Annotated in this window: 18 protein-coding genes; 12 read left to right on the top strand and 6 right to left on the bottom strand. The window is 44.9% G+C overall.

What is annotated here, in order from left to right:
• Positions 1-30: 30 nt before the first annotated feature.
• The 11 genes from P2G54_RS02750 to P2G54_RS02800 all read left to right on the top strand — a co-directional run bounded on the left by P2G54_RS02750 (position 31) and on the right by P2G54_RS02800 (position 12,481).
• Complete coding sequence (locus tag P2G54_RS02750) at positions 31-1,188, top strand: DUF4221 family protein (RefSeq protein WP_275867952.1); 1,158 nt, start codon at positions 31-33, stop codon at positions 1,186-1,188.
• 108 nt (positions 1,189-1,296) lie between these two features.
• Entirely contained in the window at positions 1,297-1,713 is a 417-nt protein-coding gene (locus P2G54_RS02755; RefSeq protein ID WP_275868437.1) for an Rrf2 family transcriptional regulator, read from the top strand.
• Between the two features lie 74 nt (positions 1,714-1,787).
• Positions 1,788-2,060, top strand: a complete 273-nt coding sequence (locus P2G54_RS02760; RefSeq protein ID WP_275867953.1) for a DUF2061 domain-containing protein — start codon at positions 1,788-1,790, stop codon at positions 2,058-2,060.
• On the top strand, positions 2,035-2,739 hold the full coding sequence (locus P2G54_RS02765; RefSeq protein ID WP_275867954.1) for a phosphoadenylyl-sulfate reductase: 705 nt from the start codon (positions 2,035-2,037) through the stop codon (positions 2,737-2,739). Before P2G54_RS02760 ends, P2G54_RS02765 begins: the two co-directional genes overlap by 26 nt.
• Positions 2,740-2,883: 144 nt before the next feature.
• The gene (gene cysD, locus P2G54_RS02770; protein WP_275867956.1) at positions 2,884-3,783 is read left to right on the top strand and encodes a sulfate adenylyltransferase subunit CysD; all 900 of its coding nucleotides are present in this window, start codon (positions 2,884-2,886) and stop codon (positions 3,781-3,783) included.
• A 96-nt stretch (positions 3,784-3,879) separates the two neighbouring features.
• On the top strand, positions 3,880-5,142 hold the full coding sequence (locus tag P2G54_RS02775) for a GTP-binding protein (RefSeq protein WP_275867957.1): 1,263 nt from the start codon (positions 3,880-3,882) through the stop codon (positions 5,140-5,142).
• A 111-nt stretch (positions 5,143-5,253) separates the two neighbouring features.
• Positions 5,254-7,353, top strand: a complete 2,100-nt coding sequence (locus P2G54_RS02780; protein WP_275867959.1) for a nitrite reductase — start codon at positions 5,254-5,256, stop codon at positions 7,351-7,353.
• Entirely contained in the window at positions 7,350-8,114 is a 765-nt protein-coding gene (gene cobA, locus P2G54_RS02785; protein WP_275867961.1) for a uroporphyrinogen-III C-methyltransferase, read from the top strand. The genes P2G54_RS02780 and cobA overlap by 4 nt, the downstream gene beginning before the upstream one ends.
• A 41-nt stretch (positions 8,115-8,155) precedes the next feature.
• Entirely contained in the window at positions 8,156-8,731 is a 576-nt protein-coding gene (locus tag P2G54_RS02790; RefSeq protein WP_275867963.1) for a bifunctional precorrin-2 dehydrogenase/sirohydrochlorin ferrochelatase, read from the top strand.
• A gap of 165 nt (positions 8,732-8,896) precedes the next feature.
• Positions 8,897-10,150: a methionine adenosyltransferase gene (gene metK, locus P2G54_RS02795; RefSeq protein WP_275867964.1), complete on the top strand. Its 1,254-nt coding sequence runs from the start codon at positions 8,897-8,899 to the stop codon at positions 10,148-10,150.
• Positions 10,151-10,306: 156 nt separating this feature from the next.
• Positions 10,307-12,481 carry a bifunctional alpha,alpha-trehalose-phosphate synthase (UDP-forming)/trehalose-phosphatase gene (locus P2G54_RS02800; protein WP_275867966.1) on the top strand — a complete coding sequence of 725 codons (2,175 nt, stop codon included), beginning with the start codon at positions 10,307-10,309 and terminating at the stop codon, positions 12,479-12,481.
• Positions 12,482-12,531: 50 nt separating this feature from the next.
• On the opposite strand, the gene P2G54_RS02805 is transcribed toward P2G54_RS02800, so the two are convergent.
• From P2G54_RS02805 to P2G54_RS02830, 6 genes are all read right to left on the bottom strand, one after another.
• Positions 12,532-13,389: an N-acetylmuramoyl-L-alanine amidase gene (locus P2G54_RS02805; protein WP_275867967.1), complete on the bottom strand. Its 858-nt coding sequence runs from the start codon at positions 13,387-13,389 to the stop codon at positions 12,532-12,534.
• A 121-nt stretch (positions 13,390-13,510) separates the two neighbouring features.
• The gene (locus tag P2G54_RS02810) at positions 13,511-15,292 is read right to left on the bottom strand and encodes a glycoside hydrolase family 15 protein (protein WP_275867969.1); all 1,782 of its coding nucleotides are present in this window, start codon (positions 15,290-15,292) and stop codon (positions 13,511-13,513) included.
• Between the two features lie 135 nt (positions 15,293-15,427).
• On the bottom strand, positions 15,428-15,994 hold the full coding sequence (gene nadD, locus P2G54_RS02815) for a nicotinate (nicotinamide) nucleotide adenylyltransferase (protein WP_275867971.1): 567 nt from the start codon (positions 15,992-15,994) through the stop codon (positions 15,428-15,430).
• Positions 15,995-15,998: 4 nt separating this feature from the next.
• The gene (gene gmk, locus P2G54_RS02820) at positions 15,999-16,571 is read right to left on the bottom strand and encodes a guanylate kinase (protein WP_275867973.1); all 573 of its coding nucleotides are present in this window, start codon (positions 16,569-16,571) and stop codon (positions 15,999-16,001) included.
• A 5-nt stretch (positions 16,572-16,576) separates the two neighbouring features.
• On the bottom strand, positions 16,577-16,849 hold the full coding sequence (locus P2G54_RS02825) for an anti-sigma factor (protein WP_275867975.1): 273 nt from the start codon (positions 16,847-16,849) through the stop codon (positions 16,577-16,579).
• A 15-nt stretch (positions 16,850-16,864) separates the two neighbouring features.
• Positions 16,865-17,458, bottom strand: coding sequence for a sigma-70 family RNA polymerase sigma factor (locus P2G54_RS02830; RefSeq protein ID WP_275868439.1), 594 nt, complete (start codon positions 17,456-17,458; stop codon positions 16,865-16,867).
• Positions 17,459-17,580: 122 nt separating this feature from the next.
• Between P2G54_RS02830 and P2G54_RS02835 the strand changes: the two genes are divergently transcribed.
• Positions 17,581-18,417 (top strand): lysophospholipid acyltransferase family protein, encoded by an 837-nt coding sequence (locus tag P2G54_RS02835; RefSeq protein WP_275867976.1) that lies wholly within the window; start codon positions 17,581-17,583, stop codon positions 18,415-18,417.
• Positions 18,418-18,429 lie beyond the last annotated feature (12 nt).

Consider the following 18,429-nt stretch of genomic DNA (forward strand, 5'->3'; position numbering starts at 1 on the left):
TTAACTCTGGGCTGGAATATTTTTATCCGAATGAAACAATATAAATTCTTCTTAAAAAGTAAATTAGTTCTATTTATAATTTCAAGTTTTTGTTTTGGGTCTTGCGATGATTCAGCTAAAAAGGATGTCGTTTTTAAGACCTCCATTCAGCCGAAATACATTGATACCGGCAAATCTCTTGGCCAATTTTATTTTTTTAATCAGGTACGAAACGATTCTCTTTTTCTGTTCAATGTATTTAATCAATCATTGGAAGTAGTGGATCTTCGGGTAGATTCAATCATCCATTCTTTTAAATTTGAATTCAATGGGTTAAACGCTGTGAATGATATCAGTAGCTTCTATTTTCACAACAAAGACTCCATTTTCTTAGCTGAAGAAAATTCGGCTATTGTTTTAGTAAATGGTAAAGGGGAATTAAAGAAAAGGTTCACGGACTTAGAAGGTAGTTTAGAGTCTGTTGAGAGAGCTGAATTGTACGATAACCAGCCTTCATTTAGATTTAGTTCCCAGCTTATATTTAATCCGTCCCAAGATGAATTGTTGCTGTACTTTATGAGCTTTGATCAAACTGAAAAGAGAAAAATTTTTGCTTCTTACTCCTTAAATTCTGGTGAATCCAGATCATTACCTATTTACTATCCAGAAATTTATCAAGAACGGAGATTGGATTTGAGCAAGCTTTTTCTTACTTCCGCTACAATGGATAGTGAAGGTTTTGCCTATATTTTTTCTGGAAGCCCAATGGTTTATCGATATAGCTATAGCGAGAATAAAGTGACTTCAGTTGAAGCCAATCCTCCATGGAAAAAGACTGTGGCAGATCATATCCCTTTTGGTGAAATGAGCACAGAAGAAAAGCAGGCTTTCATGGCGGACAATCCTTTTTACTATAAGATTTATTTTGATCCTTATCGAAATTTATATTACAGGTTAAGTAGTCCACCAAGACCAAATTCATATGAAGATGACTTTCATTACGTGAATTATAATAAGATTTTGGTATCTGTTCTTGATAAAGATTTAAGGCACATCTCCGATTTTTTCTTACCGAAGGAGAATATTTATAATGTTGGGTTCTCTTTTATTACTTCTGAAGGTTTATGGATCAGCTACAACAGTAAGAATCAAACTGATGAGCAATTTATTAAAGGGGATTTAATTACAATAGAAGAATTTGTTCCCTAATTTTTTTGACGAGCTTGATCATAATCTTAAAATAACCCCAGACCATCGGGGATTTTTCATTCCCCACCCCCGTACTAGGCTATTTGGGAAATTCCTTTATTTTTGAATATGCTTTCCAAAAAGACCAAGTATGCCTTGCATGCCCTAACCTACCTGGGCAAACATAAAGATGAAGGAACTGTCCTGATTCATGATATCGCAGAAGAGTACGGCATTTCTCATAAGTTTTTGGAAAACATCCTGCTCGAACTCCGAAAGGCAGGCTATCTCGGCAGCAAGAAAGGAAAGGGTGGAGGATATTACCTGATCAAAGAGCCCAAAGACATTCCCCTTTCCCGTATCATCCGCCTCTTGGATGGCCCCATTGCCCTGCTTCCCTGCGTGAGCCTCAACTACTACGAACCTTGCTCCGAATGCAAAGATGAATTCAAATGTGGGATAAATAAGGTGATGGTTCAGGTTCGAGACGAAACGCTTAAAATACTGGAAAACAAGAGTTTAGCAGATATTTTGTCTGGAGAATAAAATTTTTTTCCAATAAACCCTATAAAATAAATAGGGTTTATATACTTTTGAGACTTCAACCTGTCAGTAGTTTTATGATTTTAGATCAGCCTATCAAAAAATGGTTCGTCTCCAAGAAGGGGTCAGACAGTAATCTTAAAAGTTTGTTGAAGTCTATTTCCTGGAGAATTGTCGGCACGCTCGACACCATCATTATTTCTTTTCTAGTTACCGGACAATTGACCATGGCTCTTTCCATAGGTTCTGTTGAGGTGGTTTCCAAAATCCTCCTTTACTACCTCCATGAAAGAGTGTGGGAGTCTGCTACCAAATCAAAAATCAATGAACCGGAAAAAGAATATGCTTGAACTCGAAGAAAGGCTAGAGCAACTGAATCCTGTTGAAGGCTTGACCTTGCTGGCTGATCTGTTTTCCGGGAAAGTTGTTTTTTCTACTTCCTTGGGTCAGGAGGATCAGGTGATCACTCAAATGATTGCTTCCCAAAACCTTCCCATCCGGATATTTTCCTTCGATACAGGCCGCCTTTTCCCCGAAACCCTGGATTTATTGGCCCGGACAGAAAGTAAATACAAGACAAAGATTCAGGTCTATTATCCCAATACCTCCGCTGTGGAGAACTGGGTACAGGAACATGGGATCAATGGCTTTTATGAATCTGTGGAAAATAGGAAGTCCTGTTGCTATGTCCGTAAAGTTGAGCCTTTGAAAAGGGCATTGGCTGGAAATGAAGTTTGGGTCACTGGACTTAGGGCGGAGCAAAGTCCCAACCGGAGTGCCATGAAGCGGATCGAATGGGACGAGGCCAACCAGATCCTCAAATACAATCCCTTGCTGGACTGGACCTATGAACAAATGATCCAATACCTGAATGAAAATAACATTCCCTACAATCCATTGCATGACAGGGGTTTTATCAGCATCGGATGCGCTCCTTGTACCCGGGCTCTATTGCCGGGGGAGGATGCCCGGGCCGGCCGCTGGTGGTGGGAAGAATCCAAAAAAGAATGTGGACTTCATTCCAGGTAGCAGTAGACAGTTTGCAGATTAGTTGGTCAACACCCGAAAGGGCTATAGAGAAGACCTTGAATTTGTGTAAAACATCTATTCCTGAAAACTGAAAATCGCTTGTCGAGTAAGTCCGAAATCAAATATCAGAAATCAAAAATGACTATGTCAAACCTATTTATACCCAATCCCAAAGAAGCAGAGTCCATACATATCCTTCGGGAAGTGGCCGCTCAATTTGAACGTCCGGTTTTGTTGTTTTCCGGAGGAAAGGATTCTATCACCTTAGTGAGGCTGGCTCAAAAAGCCTTTTTCCCTGCGAAAATCCCTTTTCCTTTATTGCATGTGGATACCGGACACAACTTCCCGGAAACTATTGAGTTTCGAGACCAATTGGTGGAAGAACTCGGTCTGGAATTGATCGTCCGTAAGGTACAGGACTCCATAGATCAAGGAAAAGTCAGGGAAGAGAGAGGCCGATATGCCAGCCGAAACAGTCTTCAGACGACCACCCTTCTGGATGCCATCGAGGAGTTCAAGTTTGATGCATGTATTGGAGGTGCCAGACGGGATGAAGAAAAAGCCCGTGCGAAGGAACGTGTATTTTCCGTTCGGGATGACTTCGGACAATGGGACGAGAAAAATCAGCGTCCGGAATTATTCGACATGCTTAATGGCAAGATTCACGTGGGGCAAAACGTTCGTGTGTTCCCGATTTCCAACTGGACCGAACTGGATGTCTGGGAGTATATCCGAACAGAGGACATCAAAATCCCAAGCATCTACTTTGCCCACAAGCGGGAAGTGTTTTTCCGAGATGGACTGATTTGGACGGCCAATGAGCATGTCTTTCGGGAAGACCATGAAGCAGTGGAAGAACGTATGGTCCGATTCCGGACCGTGGGTGATATGACCTGTACGGCAGCAGTGCTCTCGGAGGCAACTTCCCTGGATGATGTGGTTTCCGAAATCAGGCAATCCACTATTTCCGAAAGGGGAGCAAGGATTGATGACAAGCGATCCGAAGCTGCCATGGAGACCAGAAAAAAGGTAGGATACTTTTAACCTTTATCTATGCTGCTCTCAAGAAGCAGCACCCACAAAAATCATGTCCTGCATCTAGGGGGCCGGGGCAACAAACCAATAAATAGAAAATGTAAAATGGATATACAAGGAAGAAAATTGATCAAAATCGCCACAGCCGGATCTGTGGATGATGGGAAAAGCACCCTGATCGGACGCCTGCTTTACGATACCAATTCCCTGACCACTGACAAGATTGAGGCAATCGAGCGGAGCAGCAGGCAAAGAGGCTACGATTACCTGGATTTTTCTTTGGCTACCGATGGCTTGGTTGCAGAAAGGGAGCAGGGTATTACTATTGACGTGGCACATATTTATTTTTCCACAAACAAGACCAATTTCATCATTGCAGATACTCCAGGCCATGTGGAATATACCCGAAACATGGTGACCGGGGCTTCCACTTCTCAGGTAGCCATTATTCTGATCGATGCTCGAAAGGGAGTGATTGAACAGACTTATAGGCATTTCTTTATCAGCAACCTGCTGCGAATTTCACATGTTGTTGTAGCGGTCAACAAGATGGATTTGGTGGAGTATGAGGAAGATGTGTTTCTGAAGATCAAGGCAGATTTTGACCAGCTCGTAGCAAAGAGTGATTTCAATGAGGATCAAATTACATTTATCCCTGTTTCCGCCTTGAAAGGTGAAAATGTAACCCGCCCGTCTGAACATATGTCTTGGTATGTTGGGAATACCCTATTGGACCATTTGGAGGTTTTAGAGCCAGAGGACCTTCAGCAAAGTAATTTGGCCAGATTCCCTGTTCAATATGTGATTCGCCCAAAGACAGAAGCCTATCATGATTTTCGTGGCTTTTCTGGGAAACTTTATGGTGGCAAGTTTCAAGTGGGTGATGCGGTGACTGTATTGCCATCTGGAAATGAGTCTAGAATTAAAGGCATCCATTTTTTTGATCAGGAGCTGGAAGAAGTTGCGCCAGGATCTTCCGTAGTAATCACTTTGGAAGATGAAGTGGATTGCAGTAGAGGAGATATGATCGTGAAAAAGGGTGAAGAGCCCAGAAGTGAGAAGATCCTCTCGGCTACAATTTGTCAGGTAAACAGCAAGCCCCTACGTGTAGGCCAAAAGTACATCCTGCAACATGGGGTAAACCGCGTCCTTGCGAAGGTGGATCATATTGAAGCAAAAGTCCATGCAGACTTTTCAGGGGAGGAAGAAAGTGAGCAATTGAAACTGAATGATATCGGAAGAGTTCACTTCCGCCTAAGCAAATCCATTCATATGGATTCCTATCAAAGCAATAAATCCAATGGGGCCTTTATCCTGATTGATGAGGGGACTTTTGACACGGTAAGTGTGGGGTTCATTGAAAATTGATAAATCTCGATAAACCCCTTTTTAAGGAAACTTAAACCAGTCCGGTCTATCCCGGGCTTTTTATTCAAACCTAAAACCTACAAAACCCATAGGGTTATTAAATAAAAGCCTATGCAGAGCTTTCGAACCGAACTCGAAAACCCGATTGTTGAAAAAGATATTCTTGAGTTGGAGCGTAAAATTGCCCTTTTCAAAGAAGGGAAGATTGATGAAGAAAAATTCCGAAGCCTTCGCCTAGCGAGGGGTGTATATGGACAGCGTCAGCCCGGAGTGCAAATGATCCGGATCAAGCTCCCTTATGGAAGGGTGACGGCCCCCCAATTGCGAAGAATTTGCAAGGTTTCCGAAGAGTACTCCACAGGAAGATTGCACATCACTACACGGCAGGATATCCAAATCCACCATGTGAGTTTGGACCGGACGCCTGAGCTTTGGGCCGAACTCGAAAAAGAGGATGTGACTTTACGAGAAGCATGCGGAAACACCGTTCGGAATGTAACAGCATCCGAACTAGCGGGAATTGATCCAAAGGAGCCATTTGATGTGACTCCCTATGCGGATGCTACTTTCCGGTATTTTCTCAGAAATCCCATTTGCCAGGAAATGGGTAGGAAGTTCAAAATGGCCTTCTCTTCTTCAGAAGAAGATACGGCACTGACCTACCTGCATGATTTGGGTTTTATCCCCAAACTGAGGGAAGTGGGGGGAAAGCAGGTCCGTGGGTTCAAGGTCCTACTGGGAGGAGGTTTGGGTTCCCAGCCCAGGCATGCGGACATGATCGCTGAGTTTTTGGAAACTGACCAACTTATTCCATTCATCGAGGCAGTATTGAGAATCTTTGACCGATATGGAGAACGATCCCGAAGAAATAAGGCCCGGATGAAATTTCTGTTGAAGGACATGGGGCTGGAGGCATTTCTAAGTTTAGTTGAAAAGGAAAAAACTGCGCTTCCCTTCCAATCCTTTCCTTTGGACTTTGAGGATTATGAAAAAGGGAAAACCCTTCCAAATCCAGCTTTCGTTAAGGCAGATCAGGATTTGGGTCTTGACTATGAACTATGGAAGCTGACCAATGTGCTTCCTCAAAAGCAGGAAGGTTATGTGGCAATTGGAGTGAAAGTTCCTTTGGGGGATTTTTACCTTTCCCAAGCAAGGGCCTTGGCCGATTTGATCGAAAAGTATGCAAACAAGGAACTGCGGTTTACGCTCAGGCAGAACTTCCTGATTAGGGATGTACGGGAGGATTTGATTCCTTTTTTCTATCAGGAACTCCAGAAAATAGGTCTGGGACAAAGGGGCTATAATACCTTGGGGGATATCACTGCATGCCCGGGTACAGATACCTGTAATTTGGGGATTGCCAGTTCTACGGGAATTGCTGTAGCGTTGGAAAAAATAATCCTTCAGGAATACCCACAATATTTACAAAATAAGGATCTGGTGATCAAAATATCCGGCTGTATGAATGCATGCGGTCAGCACAACATGGCCCACATTGGATTTCAGGGCATGTCCATGAAGGTCGGTAAGACGGTCATTCCAGCATTACAGGTATTGCTAGGGGGAGGAAATCTCGGAGATGGAAATGGACGGTTTGCGGACAAAGTGACTAAAATTCCCAGCAGAAGAGGACCTGAAGCTTTGCGGATTTTGCTGAATGATTTTGAGCAAAATTCCGGGGAACTTGATTTCCTAGCCTATTATGATCAACAAGGCCAACTCTATTTCTATGAGTTGCTGAAAGGACTGGCTGATCCGACCAAAGTGAAGGAAGAAGACCGGGTGGACTGGGGGCATGAGGACAATTATGAGGTGGCTGTTGGAGTTGGAGAGTGTGCCGGTGCGGTCATTGACTTGGTGGCTACCTTGTTGCTGGAGGCCAAGGAAAAATTGGATCTCGGACAGGAAGCTCTGGAGCAAGGGCGTTGGTCTGACAGTATTTACCATCACTATGCAGGACTGATCAATGCTGCCAAAGCGGTATTGTTGGGAGAGGATATCAGTACCAACAGCTACGCCAATATCATCGCTCTCTTTGACGAACATTTAGTAACCAGCGGAAAGATAAAGTTGGAGGGTACGTTTGCGGAGCATGTTTATAGGATCAACCAAGAGCAGCCTTCTGAGCAGTTTGCAAAAGCTTATGCAGGCCAAGCCCTAGAAATCTTTGGAGTGATCAAGAGCTATAGAGAAGAGGAGGTGCAGGTATGATTGCCATCAGTCCAAAAGTAACTTTGGTGGGTGCAGGTCCCGGAGATCCGGAACTGATTACCCTAAAAGCCATTTTGGCTCTGAATACTGCCGATGTGGTATTGTATGATGCCTTGATAGATCCTGTTTTGTTGAAGCATGCCCCGGCAACGGCCCTGAAGATTTTCGTGGGAAAACGCGTAGGAAAACATTCCATGCCTCAGGAGGATACCAACCACCTTTGTGTGACCCTGGCCAAAAAACACGGTCATGTAGTCAGGCTAAAGGGAGGAGATCCTTTTGTGTTTGGCAGAGGCTCCGAGGAGGTAGATTATATTGAGGCATTCGGGATTCAGACTTCTATAGTCCCTGGGATCACATCTGCTATTGCGGTTCCTGCAATGGCTGGAATTCCTGTGACCAAAAGAGGGGTTTCGGAGAGTTTCTGGGTGGTGACAGGCACGACCACCTCAGGTGAGCTTTCCCGAGATTTGTGGCTGGCTTCGCAATCAACTGCTACTGTTGTGGTTTTAATGGGGACAAAGAAACTGGCTGAAATTGTCTCCATTTACAAAAATGCCGGGAAGGAAAACCTTCCCATAGCGATCATTCAAAGTGGAACCACCCGGGAGGAAAAGATCACTGCTGGATTCATTTCGGATATTTTGCCCAAAGCCTTAGAAAATCAGGTTCAGGCTCCTGCGATCATTATCATCGGGGAAGTAGTCCGGGAAAGTTTGAAACTTGCTGAGGTATATCGCGAAGTGATTCAATTAAAGTAAGTAGTCCGAGCAATCAGTATGCAGTTCAAATAATCCATTTCATGAACGAACTCTATCCCGTCTTCCTCAAAGTCCACGAACTCAATATTCTTTTGGTTGGTGGAGGTGCTGTTGCGACTGAAAAGCTACAGTTTTTACTCAAATCAAGTCCCAAAGCCCATGTGACGGTGGTGTCAAAAGCCTTTAGTTTGGACTTTCTGGAAATAGCCTCCCAAACTGATACAGTGACTCTCATCGAGGATGCTTATGATGAAAAATACTTGGGGGGTAAACATCTCGTCATTGCGGCCACAGACGATAAGACTGTCAACGAGCAGATTCAAAGGGAATCCAAGGAGCGCTTTCTTTTGGTTAATGTTGCCGACACTCCCGAGCTATGTGATTTCTTTCTGGGAGGAATCGTGACCAAGGGCAATCTCAAAATTGCCATCAGTACCAATGGCAAGTCTCCAACTACTGCTAAGCGATTGAGGCAATTCCTGGAAGATGTGCTTCCGGAGGAAATCGATGAACTATTGGAAAATCTCCATGCCTATCGAGAGACGCTCAAGGGAGACTTTGAATACAAGGTAAAGGCAATGAATGACCTGACAGAGGCTTTGGTGAAAAGGGTATAGGTAAGGGGTTTTATTCAGTTCGGTCAAATGTTTAAGTCAACATAGGTACCAAATCCGGTTGGAGTGATTCAGATACCCTTCCCTCATATCCTAATCCCTTTTTTTATTTCCCCGGCATCCCCTATTTTTGGGCTTTCTTAGAAGAACGCATTACAACAAACGTTTATGGCATATTTATTTACCTCAGAATCAGTTTCTGAGGGGCATCCGGACAAGATTGCTGACCAGATTTCTGACGCACTGATTGACAACTTTTTGGCCTTTGATCCCAACTCCAAAGTTGCTTGTGAAACGCTGGTGACCACCGGACAGGTAATCTTGGCAGGAGAGGTGAAGTCGGAAATCTACCTGGATGTACAGAAGATCGCAAGGGACGTGATCAACAGGATCGGTTATACCAAGAGTGAGTACATGTTTGAGGGGGATTCCTGTGGGGTTTTATCTGCCATCCACGAACAGTCAGCGGATATCAACCAGGGAGTGGAGCGCCAAAACCCGGAAGATCAGGGTGCTGGTGATCAGGGGATGATGTTTGGGTATGCTACCAACGAGACCGAAAACTACATGCCTCTTCCCTTGTATCTTTCCCATTTGATTCTTAAGGAATTGGCAGAATTGAGAAGGGAAAACAAGGAAATTACCTACCTGCGTCCGGATTCAAAGGCACAGGTGACCATAGAATATAGTGATGAAAATGTGCCTCAGCGAATTGATGCCATCGTAGTTTCTACACAGCATGATGAGTTTGACTCGGAAGCAGCTATGCTTGCCAAAATCAAATATGACATCATTTCCATTCTAATTCCCCGAGTAAAGGCCAAACTGGATCCATCCCTGCACGGGCTTTTTACCGATCAGATTACTTATCATATCAACCCTACCGGGAAGTTTGTCATCGGAGGGCCACACGGGGATACAGGTCTGACAGGAAGAAAAATCATCGTGGATACCTATGGAGGTAAAGGAGCCCATGGTGGGGGAGCTTTCTCAGGAAAAGATCCTTCCAAGGTGGACCGGTCTGCAGCCTATGCCACCCGTCACATCGCCAAAAACATGGTGGCAGCCGGGGTAGCTGATGAAATGTTGGTTCAGGTTTCCTACGCAATCGGAGTTGCCAAGCCTATGGGTATTTATGTCAATACCTATGGGACCTCCAAAGTTGGGATGTCAGACGGGGAGATCGCCAAGAAAGTGGAGCAGCTATTTGACATGAGTCCTTACGCCATTGAGCAGAGATTGAAGCTGAGAAACCCAATCTATGAGGAAACCGCAGCCTATGGCCATATGGGTAGAAAAAATGAGGTGGTGACCAAGACCTTCTATTCTCCATACAGAGATGAGATTAAGATGGAGGTTGAGCTTTTCACTTGGGAAAAACTCGACTATGTAGATAAGATCAAATCAACCTTTGGTCTTTAAAGATTTCAAGCCCCGGATTTTCCGGGGCTTTTTTGTTGCTGTTGGTGGGGAATAAACCAGTTTGTTTCCCGGGATTTTACCATGATTTATTTATATTTAAGCATATCACCTTTTTGTTGAGGGCTTGGCCCTTATCATGTTTTTAAACTTCATACCATGGCAAAAACAATCATCGTTTCCAATCGGCTTCCCATCAGCCTGCGTCACCGCAACGGGCGGTTTGAGTTCAAACCTTCTGCCGGAGGTTTGGCGACAGGTTTAGGATCTATCTACAAGACCGGGGACAATATCTGGATAGGTTGGCCGGGAAATACCGTGGATGATCCCGAGCAGCGGGCAGAAATCATCCTGGAACTCCATGAACTCAAGATGGCACCAGTTTTCCTTTCGAGGGAAGATGTGGAGCAGTTTTATGAAGGTTTCAGCAATGAAACCCTCTGGCCGGCATTTCATTATTTTACCCAATACATGGTCTATAATCCTGAACACTGGGAGGCTTATGTTCGGGTAAATCAGAAATTTTGTGAGGCCATTTTGAAAAAGGCTGATCCGGATGACACCATTTGGGTTCATGATTATCAGTTGCTCCTATTGCCTCAGATGCTGCGGGAAGTACTCCCAAATGCTACGATTGCGTTTTTTCAGCATATCCCATTTCCTTCTTATGAGATCATCCGGATGATCCCCTGGAGAAAAGAACTTTTGGAAGGAGTTTGTGGGGCGGATTTGATCGGATTTCATACCTACGATGACATGCGCCACTTCCTGAGTGCGGTAAGTAGGATCACCGGACTTTCCTCTGAGAGTGGATATATACAGGCCGAAAACCGCATCATCAATGTGGATTCATTCCCTATGGGGATTGATTATGACAAATTTGCGAAGCAGGCGAAAAGTAAAAAGACCCAAAACATCGTCCGGGATTTCAGAAATCAAGTCGGAGACCAAAAACTGATTCTCACCATTGACCGATTGGATTATTCCAAAGGAATCCCTCAGCGCTTGCATGCTTTCAATCAGCTTTTGCTAGACCATAAAGAACTTCATGGCAAAGTGTCCATGATCATGATTGTAGTTCCCAGTCGTGACAAGGTGCAATCCTATAAGGAACTCAAGGAGGAAATTGACCTGCTGGTAGGGAGAATCAACTCCGATTACTCTACCCTGAATTGGGTTCCCGTTCATTATTTTTATAGGAGTTTCCCTTTCGAAGAACTCAGTGCTTTCTACAATTTATCCGATATCGCCTTGGTCACCCCACTTCGGGATGGGATGAATTTGGTGTGTAAGGAATATGTGGCCAGTCGAACTGACCAGACGGGAGTTTTGATTCTTTCTGAAATGGCCGGAGCATCTAAAGAGTTACAGGATGCTATCCTCGTAAACCCCAATGATCAACGGGGAGTAGTGGATGCGATATACCAAGCCCTGACCATGAAGCTTGCCGAGCAAAAAGCCCGTGTTGTTTCCATGCAGGAAACCTTGCAAAAATACGATGTATTTCAGTGGGTGAAGGTCTTCATGGATCGGGTGGAGCATGTGAAGGGCAAACAGGCCGAACTCACTTCCAAAGATGTGGATGCCAAAGTCATCACCGAAATCCAGAGCAAATTCAAATCCTCTGTCAGTCCGGTATTATTTCTGGATTATGACGGAACTCTTACCGGATTTACGGCAAACCCACAGGATGCTTCACCGGATTCTGAATTGAGGGCCTTGATCAAAGGACTCAGTACCAAAGCGCAGGTGGTGATCATCTCAGGAAGGGATAAGGACACCTTGGGGAAATGGTTTAAGGGAATGTCTATAGATATGATTGCTGAGCATGGTGTATGGGTGAAGCATAAAGAGAGCAAAGCTGAGTGGGAACTGTATGCCGATGTGGATGCAAGTTGGAAAGAGGACATCAGAAAAGTCATGGAATATTATGTGTTGAGAACGCCCGGGGCCTTTATAGAGGAGAAACACCATTCCTTGGTTTGGCATTACCGCAAAGTGGAAAGCGGACTCGGTGATCTCAGAATGCGAGAGCTTTTCAGCCACCTGAAGTATATGGCAAGAGGACATAATCTCCAGGTATTGGAAGGAAATATGGTATTGGAAATCAAGCGTCCGGATATCAACAAAGGCCGAGCGGCAACTTCCCTCATGAAAGGTCATGAATATGACTTTGTACTTGCCATTGGAGACGATTGGACAGATGAGGATACCTTTAAGGCTATGCCAAAAAATGCCTATTCCATCCGGGTAGGTTATGCCTACACCCAGGCCAATTACAATATCAAATCTTTCCGCCAGGTAAGAAACTTATTGGCTAAGTTGATCCAATAAGGGGTTTCTGATTTTTAATAAAGCCTGTAAAATACCTCTGGGAGTCTATCTCAGAGGTATTTTTTATACAGGTTGTACAAGATCAGCTGGTCCAAATAGGAAAGGTCTTTGTCCACATCCCGTTTGATAAAGTGGAGTTTAAAGGAAAGTATGGCTGCTTCAGGATCACTGATGTCATATCCGATGATCCGGAGTGCATCCATGGCGTTGAAATTTTCAGGCAGGGGATGTTTTGACTGCTCAAAGCCTGGACTCATAAGTTCCTCATCATACCAAAAACCAAACCCCGCATCCGCCAGTCGTTTCCAGGGGAAATATACGTTGGGGTCAACTTTCCTGCCGGGAGCCAAATCCGAATGCCCTATGAAATTCGCAGTAGGGATGTTGTACTTTTCTTTTAGGCGCCCCAATAGCAGCAGCAAACTTTCAATTTGCTGTTCGCTGAAATATTCCGAGCCATTGTTGTCCAGTTCTATCCCTATGGAAGATGAGTTCAGATCGGTGTCATTTCCCCATTTTCCCCGGCCGGCATGCCAGGATCGCAGGTAATCGTTGAGCATCTGCACGATGGTTCCGTCCCTTCCGATCACATAGTGGGAACTTACCTGGGTTCGGGTGAGTGTAAAAGTCGTGATGGTTTGGTCCAGGGATTCCTGTGCCGTATGGTGAATGACCACGAAATTGGGTCTCCGTATACTGAAATTCGTCGTCCCAATCCATTGGTCATTGATAGTCAGGCTATCGGTATTTGACTGTTTTGTGCTGGGGATTTCCAGAAGGGATTGGATTCTATCTTTTACCTGTTTTTCATGGGCTTTGTTATTGAGAAAGTAGCTGTCTCTGGTGCAAGAAAACAGAAGGGTTTGGGTCAGTAACAGGACCGGAACAAGCAATCGCTGAACACGCATGGCATGGGATTTTTAGTAAGCCAAAACTAATTATAGGAGTATACAAAACCCAGTTGGATTATGGGAGTGGATAAAGATGTGCCCAGTCCGGTATTTGTTGCTGTAATTCCTGAAATTCAGCTTAAAGAAAATTAGGTCTATCCAGTTTTTTTCCAATTCTAAAGGCCGCGTTCATCAATCCTACATGGGAATAAGCCTGCGGGAAATTCCCCCATTGACTTCCTGTATGCTGATCCACATCCTCAGAGAATAGACTCAGGTGGTTGCAGTATTTGGAAAGGGTTTCAAAACCTTCCACAGCCTCTTCCAGTCGGTTGACGCAGGCAAGGGCTTCAATATACCAGAAAGCGCAGATCAGGAAAGTAGTCTCCGGCACCCCAAAATCATCCATATGTTTGTAGCGGTAAAAGAGATAGTCTTTGGCCAGCAATTCCTTTTCCAACTCCTTCAGGTGGTTGTTGGCCCGCTCCAGATCATCTCCGAAATACCCCATGGTGATCAACTGGAGAGTGGAGGCATCCATGTGCTTGGCTCCAATGGCCTGTGCATAGGCCTTGCGGTCCGGAAGGTAGCAGGCTTCGATTTTTTTTGCGGCCTGATCCCGGAGGTATATGGCCTTTTGGTACATGGTGTCGTTATTGAGTCTTTTGCCGATTTTGGCAGCAGCACAGGCTCCCGCCCAATGAAACAAAAAGGTATAGCAATGCTCCTGGGCCAGGTTTCTGAACTCCCAAAGTCCTGCATCTTTTTCATCCATGGTGGCCTCTATTTTGTCCAGGAGATTCATGATCATGGGTGCGGAATAGCTTCGCTCGGATTCTGTAAATCGCTGGTCTGAATATAGGGGCAAGAGGGAGACCAGTACCTGACCATATAGATCATTTTGGATATGGGTATAGGCTTGGTTTCCAAATCGGACCGGTTTGTTTCCAAGATAGCCTGCCAGTTCGCTGATCTCCTCGGTGAGCAGGGAATTTCCAGTGATAGAGTACAGGGGTTGATACCTCCCCCCCGGGCCTGTAGGCAGATTTTGGATGTATTCGAAGTATTTTTCCAGTTCCTCAAAGTGCCCGATGCTGTTGAATGCTGTCAGGGTATAGTAACTGTCCCGGATCCAGCAATAGCGGTAGTCCCAGTTGCGGGTAGAGCCTGGGGATTCCGGAAGAGAAGTAGTGGATGCAGCAATGATGGCTCCGGTGTCTTCAAATTGGTGGATTTTTAGGATTAGGGCAGATCGCAATACCAGCTTTTGGTGAAAGTTGGAAATGCTTGTGGATTTGACCCAGGATTGCCAATAATCTGTCGTGGATTTGAGAAAGCGCTCACAGGTAGATTCTATGGGGGCTTCCAAAGGTCTCCCATAGGTCAGTACCAGGTAAACCGGTCTTTGCAGCACAAAAGATTTCCCTTCACAGATGTAGCTGAGTGGGGCATTGGTGGTCAGACGGATTTCATGGTCTATTCCCATGAAGCGGATATGGTTGCTGCCTTGGCTGGGGCTGAGCTGAACCTGTCCCCGCTCGGTGACCGGTTGGCATTTGATTTTGATCCGTGGGGATCCTGCCAGGGGCTCGATCTTACGGATGAGCATCAGGGGTTTGTAATAGCGATCGTAATTTTTGAACCTCGGGGCAAAGTCCGTAACCAGATAAGCCTCTTCTCCAGTGCTTATCTTGGTCTGGAGAATGTTGGTGTTTTCCACATAGGACTGGTAGGTCTCGAAAGTATCCGCATGGGGAAGAATGGTGAATTCCCCGCCCTTTTCCCGATCGAGCATGCCTCCGAAGATAAAGTCAGAATCAAATCTTGGGAAACAGAGCCAGGAGATATTGGTGTCCTTTTCTACATGGGCGATGTAGGCACAGTTGCCGATGAGTCCGGAGTCATAGGTATGTTTCAGCATAGCATATAGGTTTGGATTAAAAAAGTGAGGCTACAGGGTCAGTAGTCAAGAAAGTAAAAAAGGGGATAGGATGCAAAAATATCAGGCTCAATTGAGTCTGTCCATGTATTATGCTATTTGAAAAAGTGAGGCGACTTACAAATACAGCTTTTTGTCCCGGATATACTCTTCTACTTTCTGGGGGAGCAGGTATTTGACGGAATAGCCTTTTTGAACTGATTCGCGGATAAAAGTCGCCGAAACATCCAGTAGGGGGGCATTTACCCAATGCACAGCAGGATGGTCAAATTCCTGTTTTTCTCCGGGTCGGGGATATACATAGATTTCATAATGCTCCAGAATCTGTTCGTAGTTTTTCCATTTCTTGAACTGACTGAGATTGTCCGAGCCCAAAAACAGGCAAAACTGGTGCTGGGGGTGTTGTTCACTCAGGTAGGTCAGCGTGTCGATGGTATAGCTGGGGCGGGGCATGTGAAACTCCACGTCACTGGCCCGAAAATGATAATTATCTTCTATTGCCAACTCCACCATACGAAGTCGGTCGTGCTCGTGGATAAGGGACTTCCGCTTTTTAAAGGGATTCTGAGGGCTGACCACAAACCAAACTTCATTCAGATCAGTGCGATCGTAAATCGTATTGGCAATGATTAAATGCCCGATATGGATAGGATTGAAGCTGCCGAAAAAAAGTCCGATTTTCAATGGATTAGGAAGCTAGGAAGTCCTTGACCAGTTTTTCGGCTTCGGCTGATGATTTTTCAAAGTCATCATTGACCACGGTCACGTCAAACTGGGGTTCAAACTTCATTTCAAATTCTGCCTTGAATACTCTTCTGGAAAGGGATTCTTCGGATTCCGTACCCCGGTCGTTGAGGCGGGTTTTGAGGACATCCATAGAGGGGACTTTCACAAAAATCGCCAATGCCTGATCCCCGAAATATTTTTTGAGTGCCAGACCTCCTTTGACATCTACGTCAAAAATCACGGCTTTTCCGGAATCCCAGATACGCTGGATTTCCTCTTTTAGGGTGCCATAAAAATTGCCTTCGTATACTTCTTCCCACTCGATAAAGGCGTCCTCGTCAATTTTTTTCTTGAAATCTTCCTGGGTCAGGAAGTAGTAATCTTTGCCATGCTCCTCATGTCTTCCTCTTTTGTCCCGGGTACAGGCGGATATGGAAAAACCCAGATTGGGGACGTGTTGGATGAGGTGTTTGACCAAAGAGGTTTTTCCGGATCCTGAAGGAGCGGAAAAAATGATGGCTTTGCCTTGCGTCATTTTGCTTACTTGATGTCCTGAATTTTTTCGCGGATGGACTGCGCCAGTTCTACGGGCACAGACTGCTTGGTGCATTTGGTTTTGAGTACTTCCCGGATGGCCTGCTCCAGGTGAAAGTGCTCAAAGCAGGGTTGGCATTTGTCCAGCTTTTCCTGAAGAATGTCCTTTCCGCCATCTCCCATTTCTCCGTCCAAAATACTTTCCAGTAGCTGAAAGCACCTGCTGACATCACTGCACTGCATTTTCCGCTGTCCGGATGAATCTTCCTTCATATCCATATGTAATCGTATTTATTATTCCTCCTCGTCCGTATTGTAGCCCATATGCTGGGCATATCCTTTTAGTTTATCTTTCAACAAATTGCGGGCTCTGTGAAGCCTGGACCGAACAGTCCCGATAGGAATATCGAGAATTTTGGCCATCTCCTCATAGGTAAAGCCCTCCAGATCACACAGAATGATCACCGTCCTAAAGTCCACAGCCAGACTGTTCAGAGCATTGGAAATCTCATCCCCCAACATGTCCTTGACAGATTCTGCCCGGAGATCAGTGGTTCCCTGGAAATCAACATCATCTGAGTTGTAATAAGTTTCAACTTCCTGATAATCTACTTTAGCAGGCTGCTTACTTTTCTTACGGTACTCATTGATAAAGCTGTTTTTGAGGATTCGAAACAGCCATGCTTTGGCATTGGTTCCTTTTTCAAAGGAATTGATAAAACGGTAAGCTTTGAGATAGGTGTCCTGTACCAAGTCCTTGGCATCATCCTCATCGAAGGTGAGCCTGTAGGCAAAGTTGTACATGGAGTCTATGTGCGGCATAAACTCACCATCGAAGATGGCGTTTTTCTCTTCTTGAGAATATTTTCTGCGCTGAACTTCCGACATATGATTCAAAAGTAATGATTGGGTCAATTTATAACTAGGAAACGGGAACTTTTCCCCTCTTTTCCTTTATTTTGTCCTCAGAAAAGGCTTTGAAAGCCACCCCACTCCCTGGATTTTACGGTATGTTTTTCTTTCGGCTGCTTTCACGTCTTCCGCTTTCGGTTTTGTATCTCTTTACTGATGTACTTTATCTTTTGGCCAGGTTTGTGATCCGGTACAGAAAGAATGTCATCGAAGAGAATCTGCGTTTTGCTTTTCCAGAACTAAATGAACTAGAGCGAAAAACGATCCGAAACCGTTTTTACAGGAATTTCACTGACACATTTGCCGAAACCATCAAAATGCTGACAATTTCGGAAAAGGAACTTCGTCAGAGATTCCAAGTGGTCAATCAGGAAGCCATAGACGGGGAGGTTCTGGCCGGGAAAAGTGCTTTGATGATGGCCGGTCATATTTTCAACTGGGAAATGGCCATCTTGGGAGTAGCTTTGCAGACAAAGGTCACTGCAGAAACCGTTTATCTCAAACTGAACAATCCCTTTTTCAATCGTCTGATGTTGGAAATCCGCACCCATTTTGGAGGAGTGATGACCGAAAAGAAGGATTTTCGAAAAAGTATGATCAGTTTGCGGTCCGAACCGAGGATTCTCCATTTGGCGGCAGATCAGCGGCCTCCGGGAAAGGAAAAGCGCTATCAGCGCTTATTCATGAACCGGCCAGCCTATTTCTTTGAAGGGGGAGAGTTTATGGCCAAGCGGATGGGCCTCCCGGTTTTTTTTGGAAAAATAACCAAGCTCAAAAGAGGGCATTACCGCATGGAATTCTCCAAACTGGCAGAGCCTCCTTATGAGCAAGATGCACCGCATAGCATCACAGATGAATTTTGCAGAAGACTGGAAGAGAATATCCGGAACCAGCCAGAACTCTACCTTTGGAGCCACAAGCGCTGGAAGGTTTGAACTAACTGAAGT

This window comes from Algoriphagus sp. CAU 1675 (genome assembly GCF_029222925.1).
In the GTDB taxonomy this organism is placed as follows: Bacteria; Bacteroidota; Bacteroidia; order Cytophagales; family Cyclobacteriaceae; genus Algoriphagus.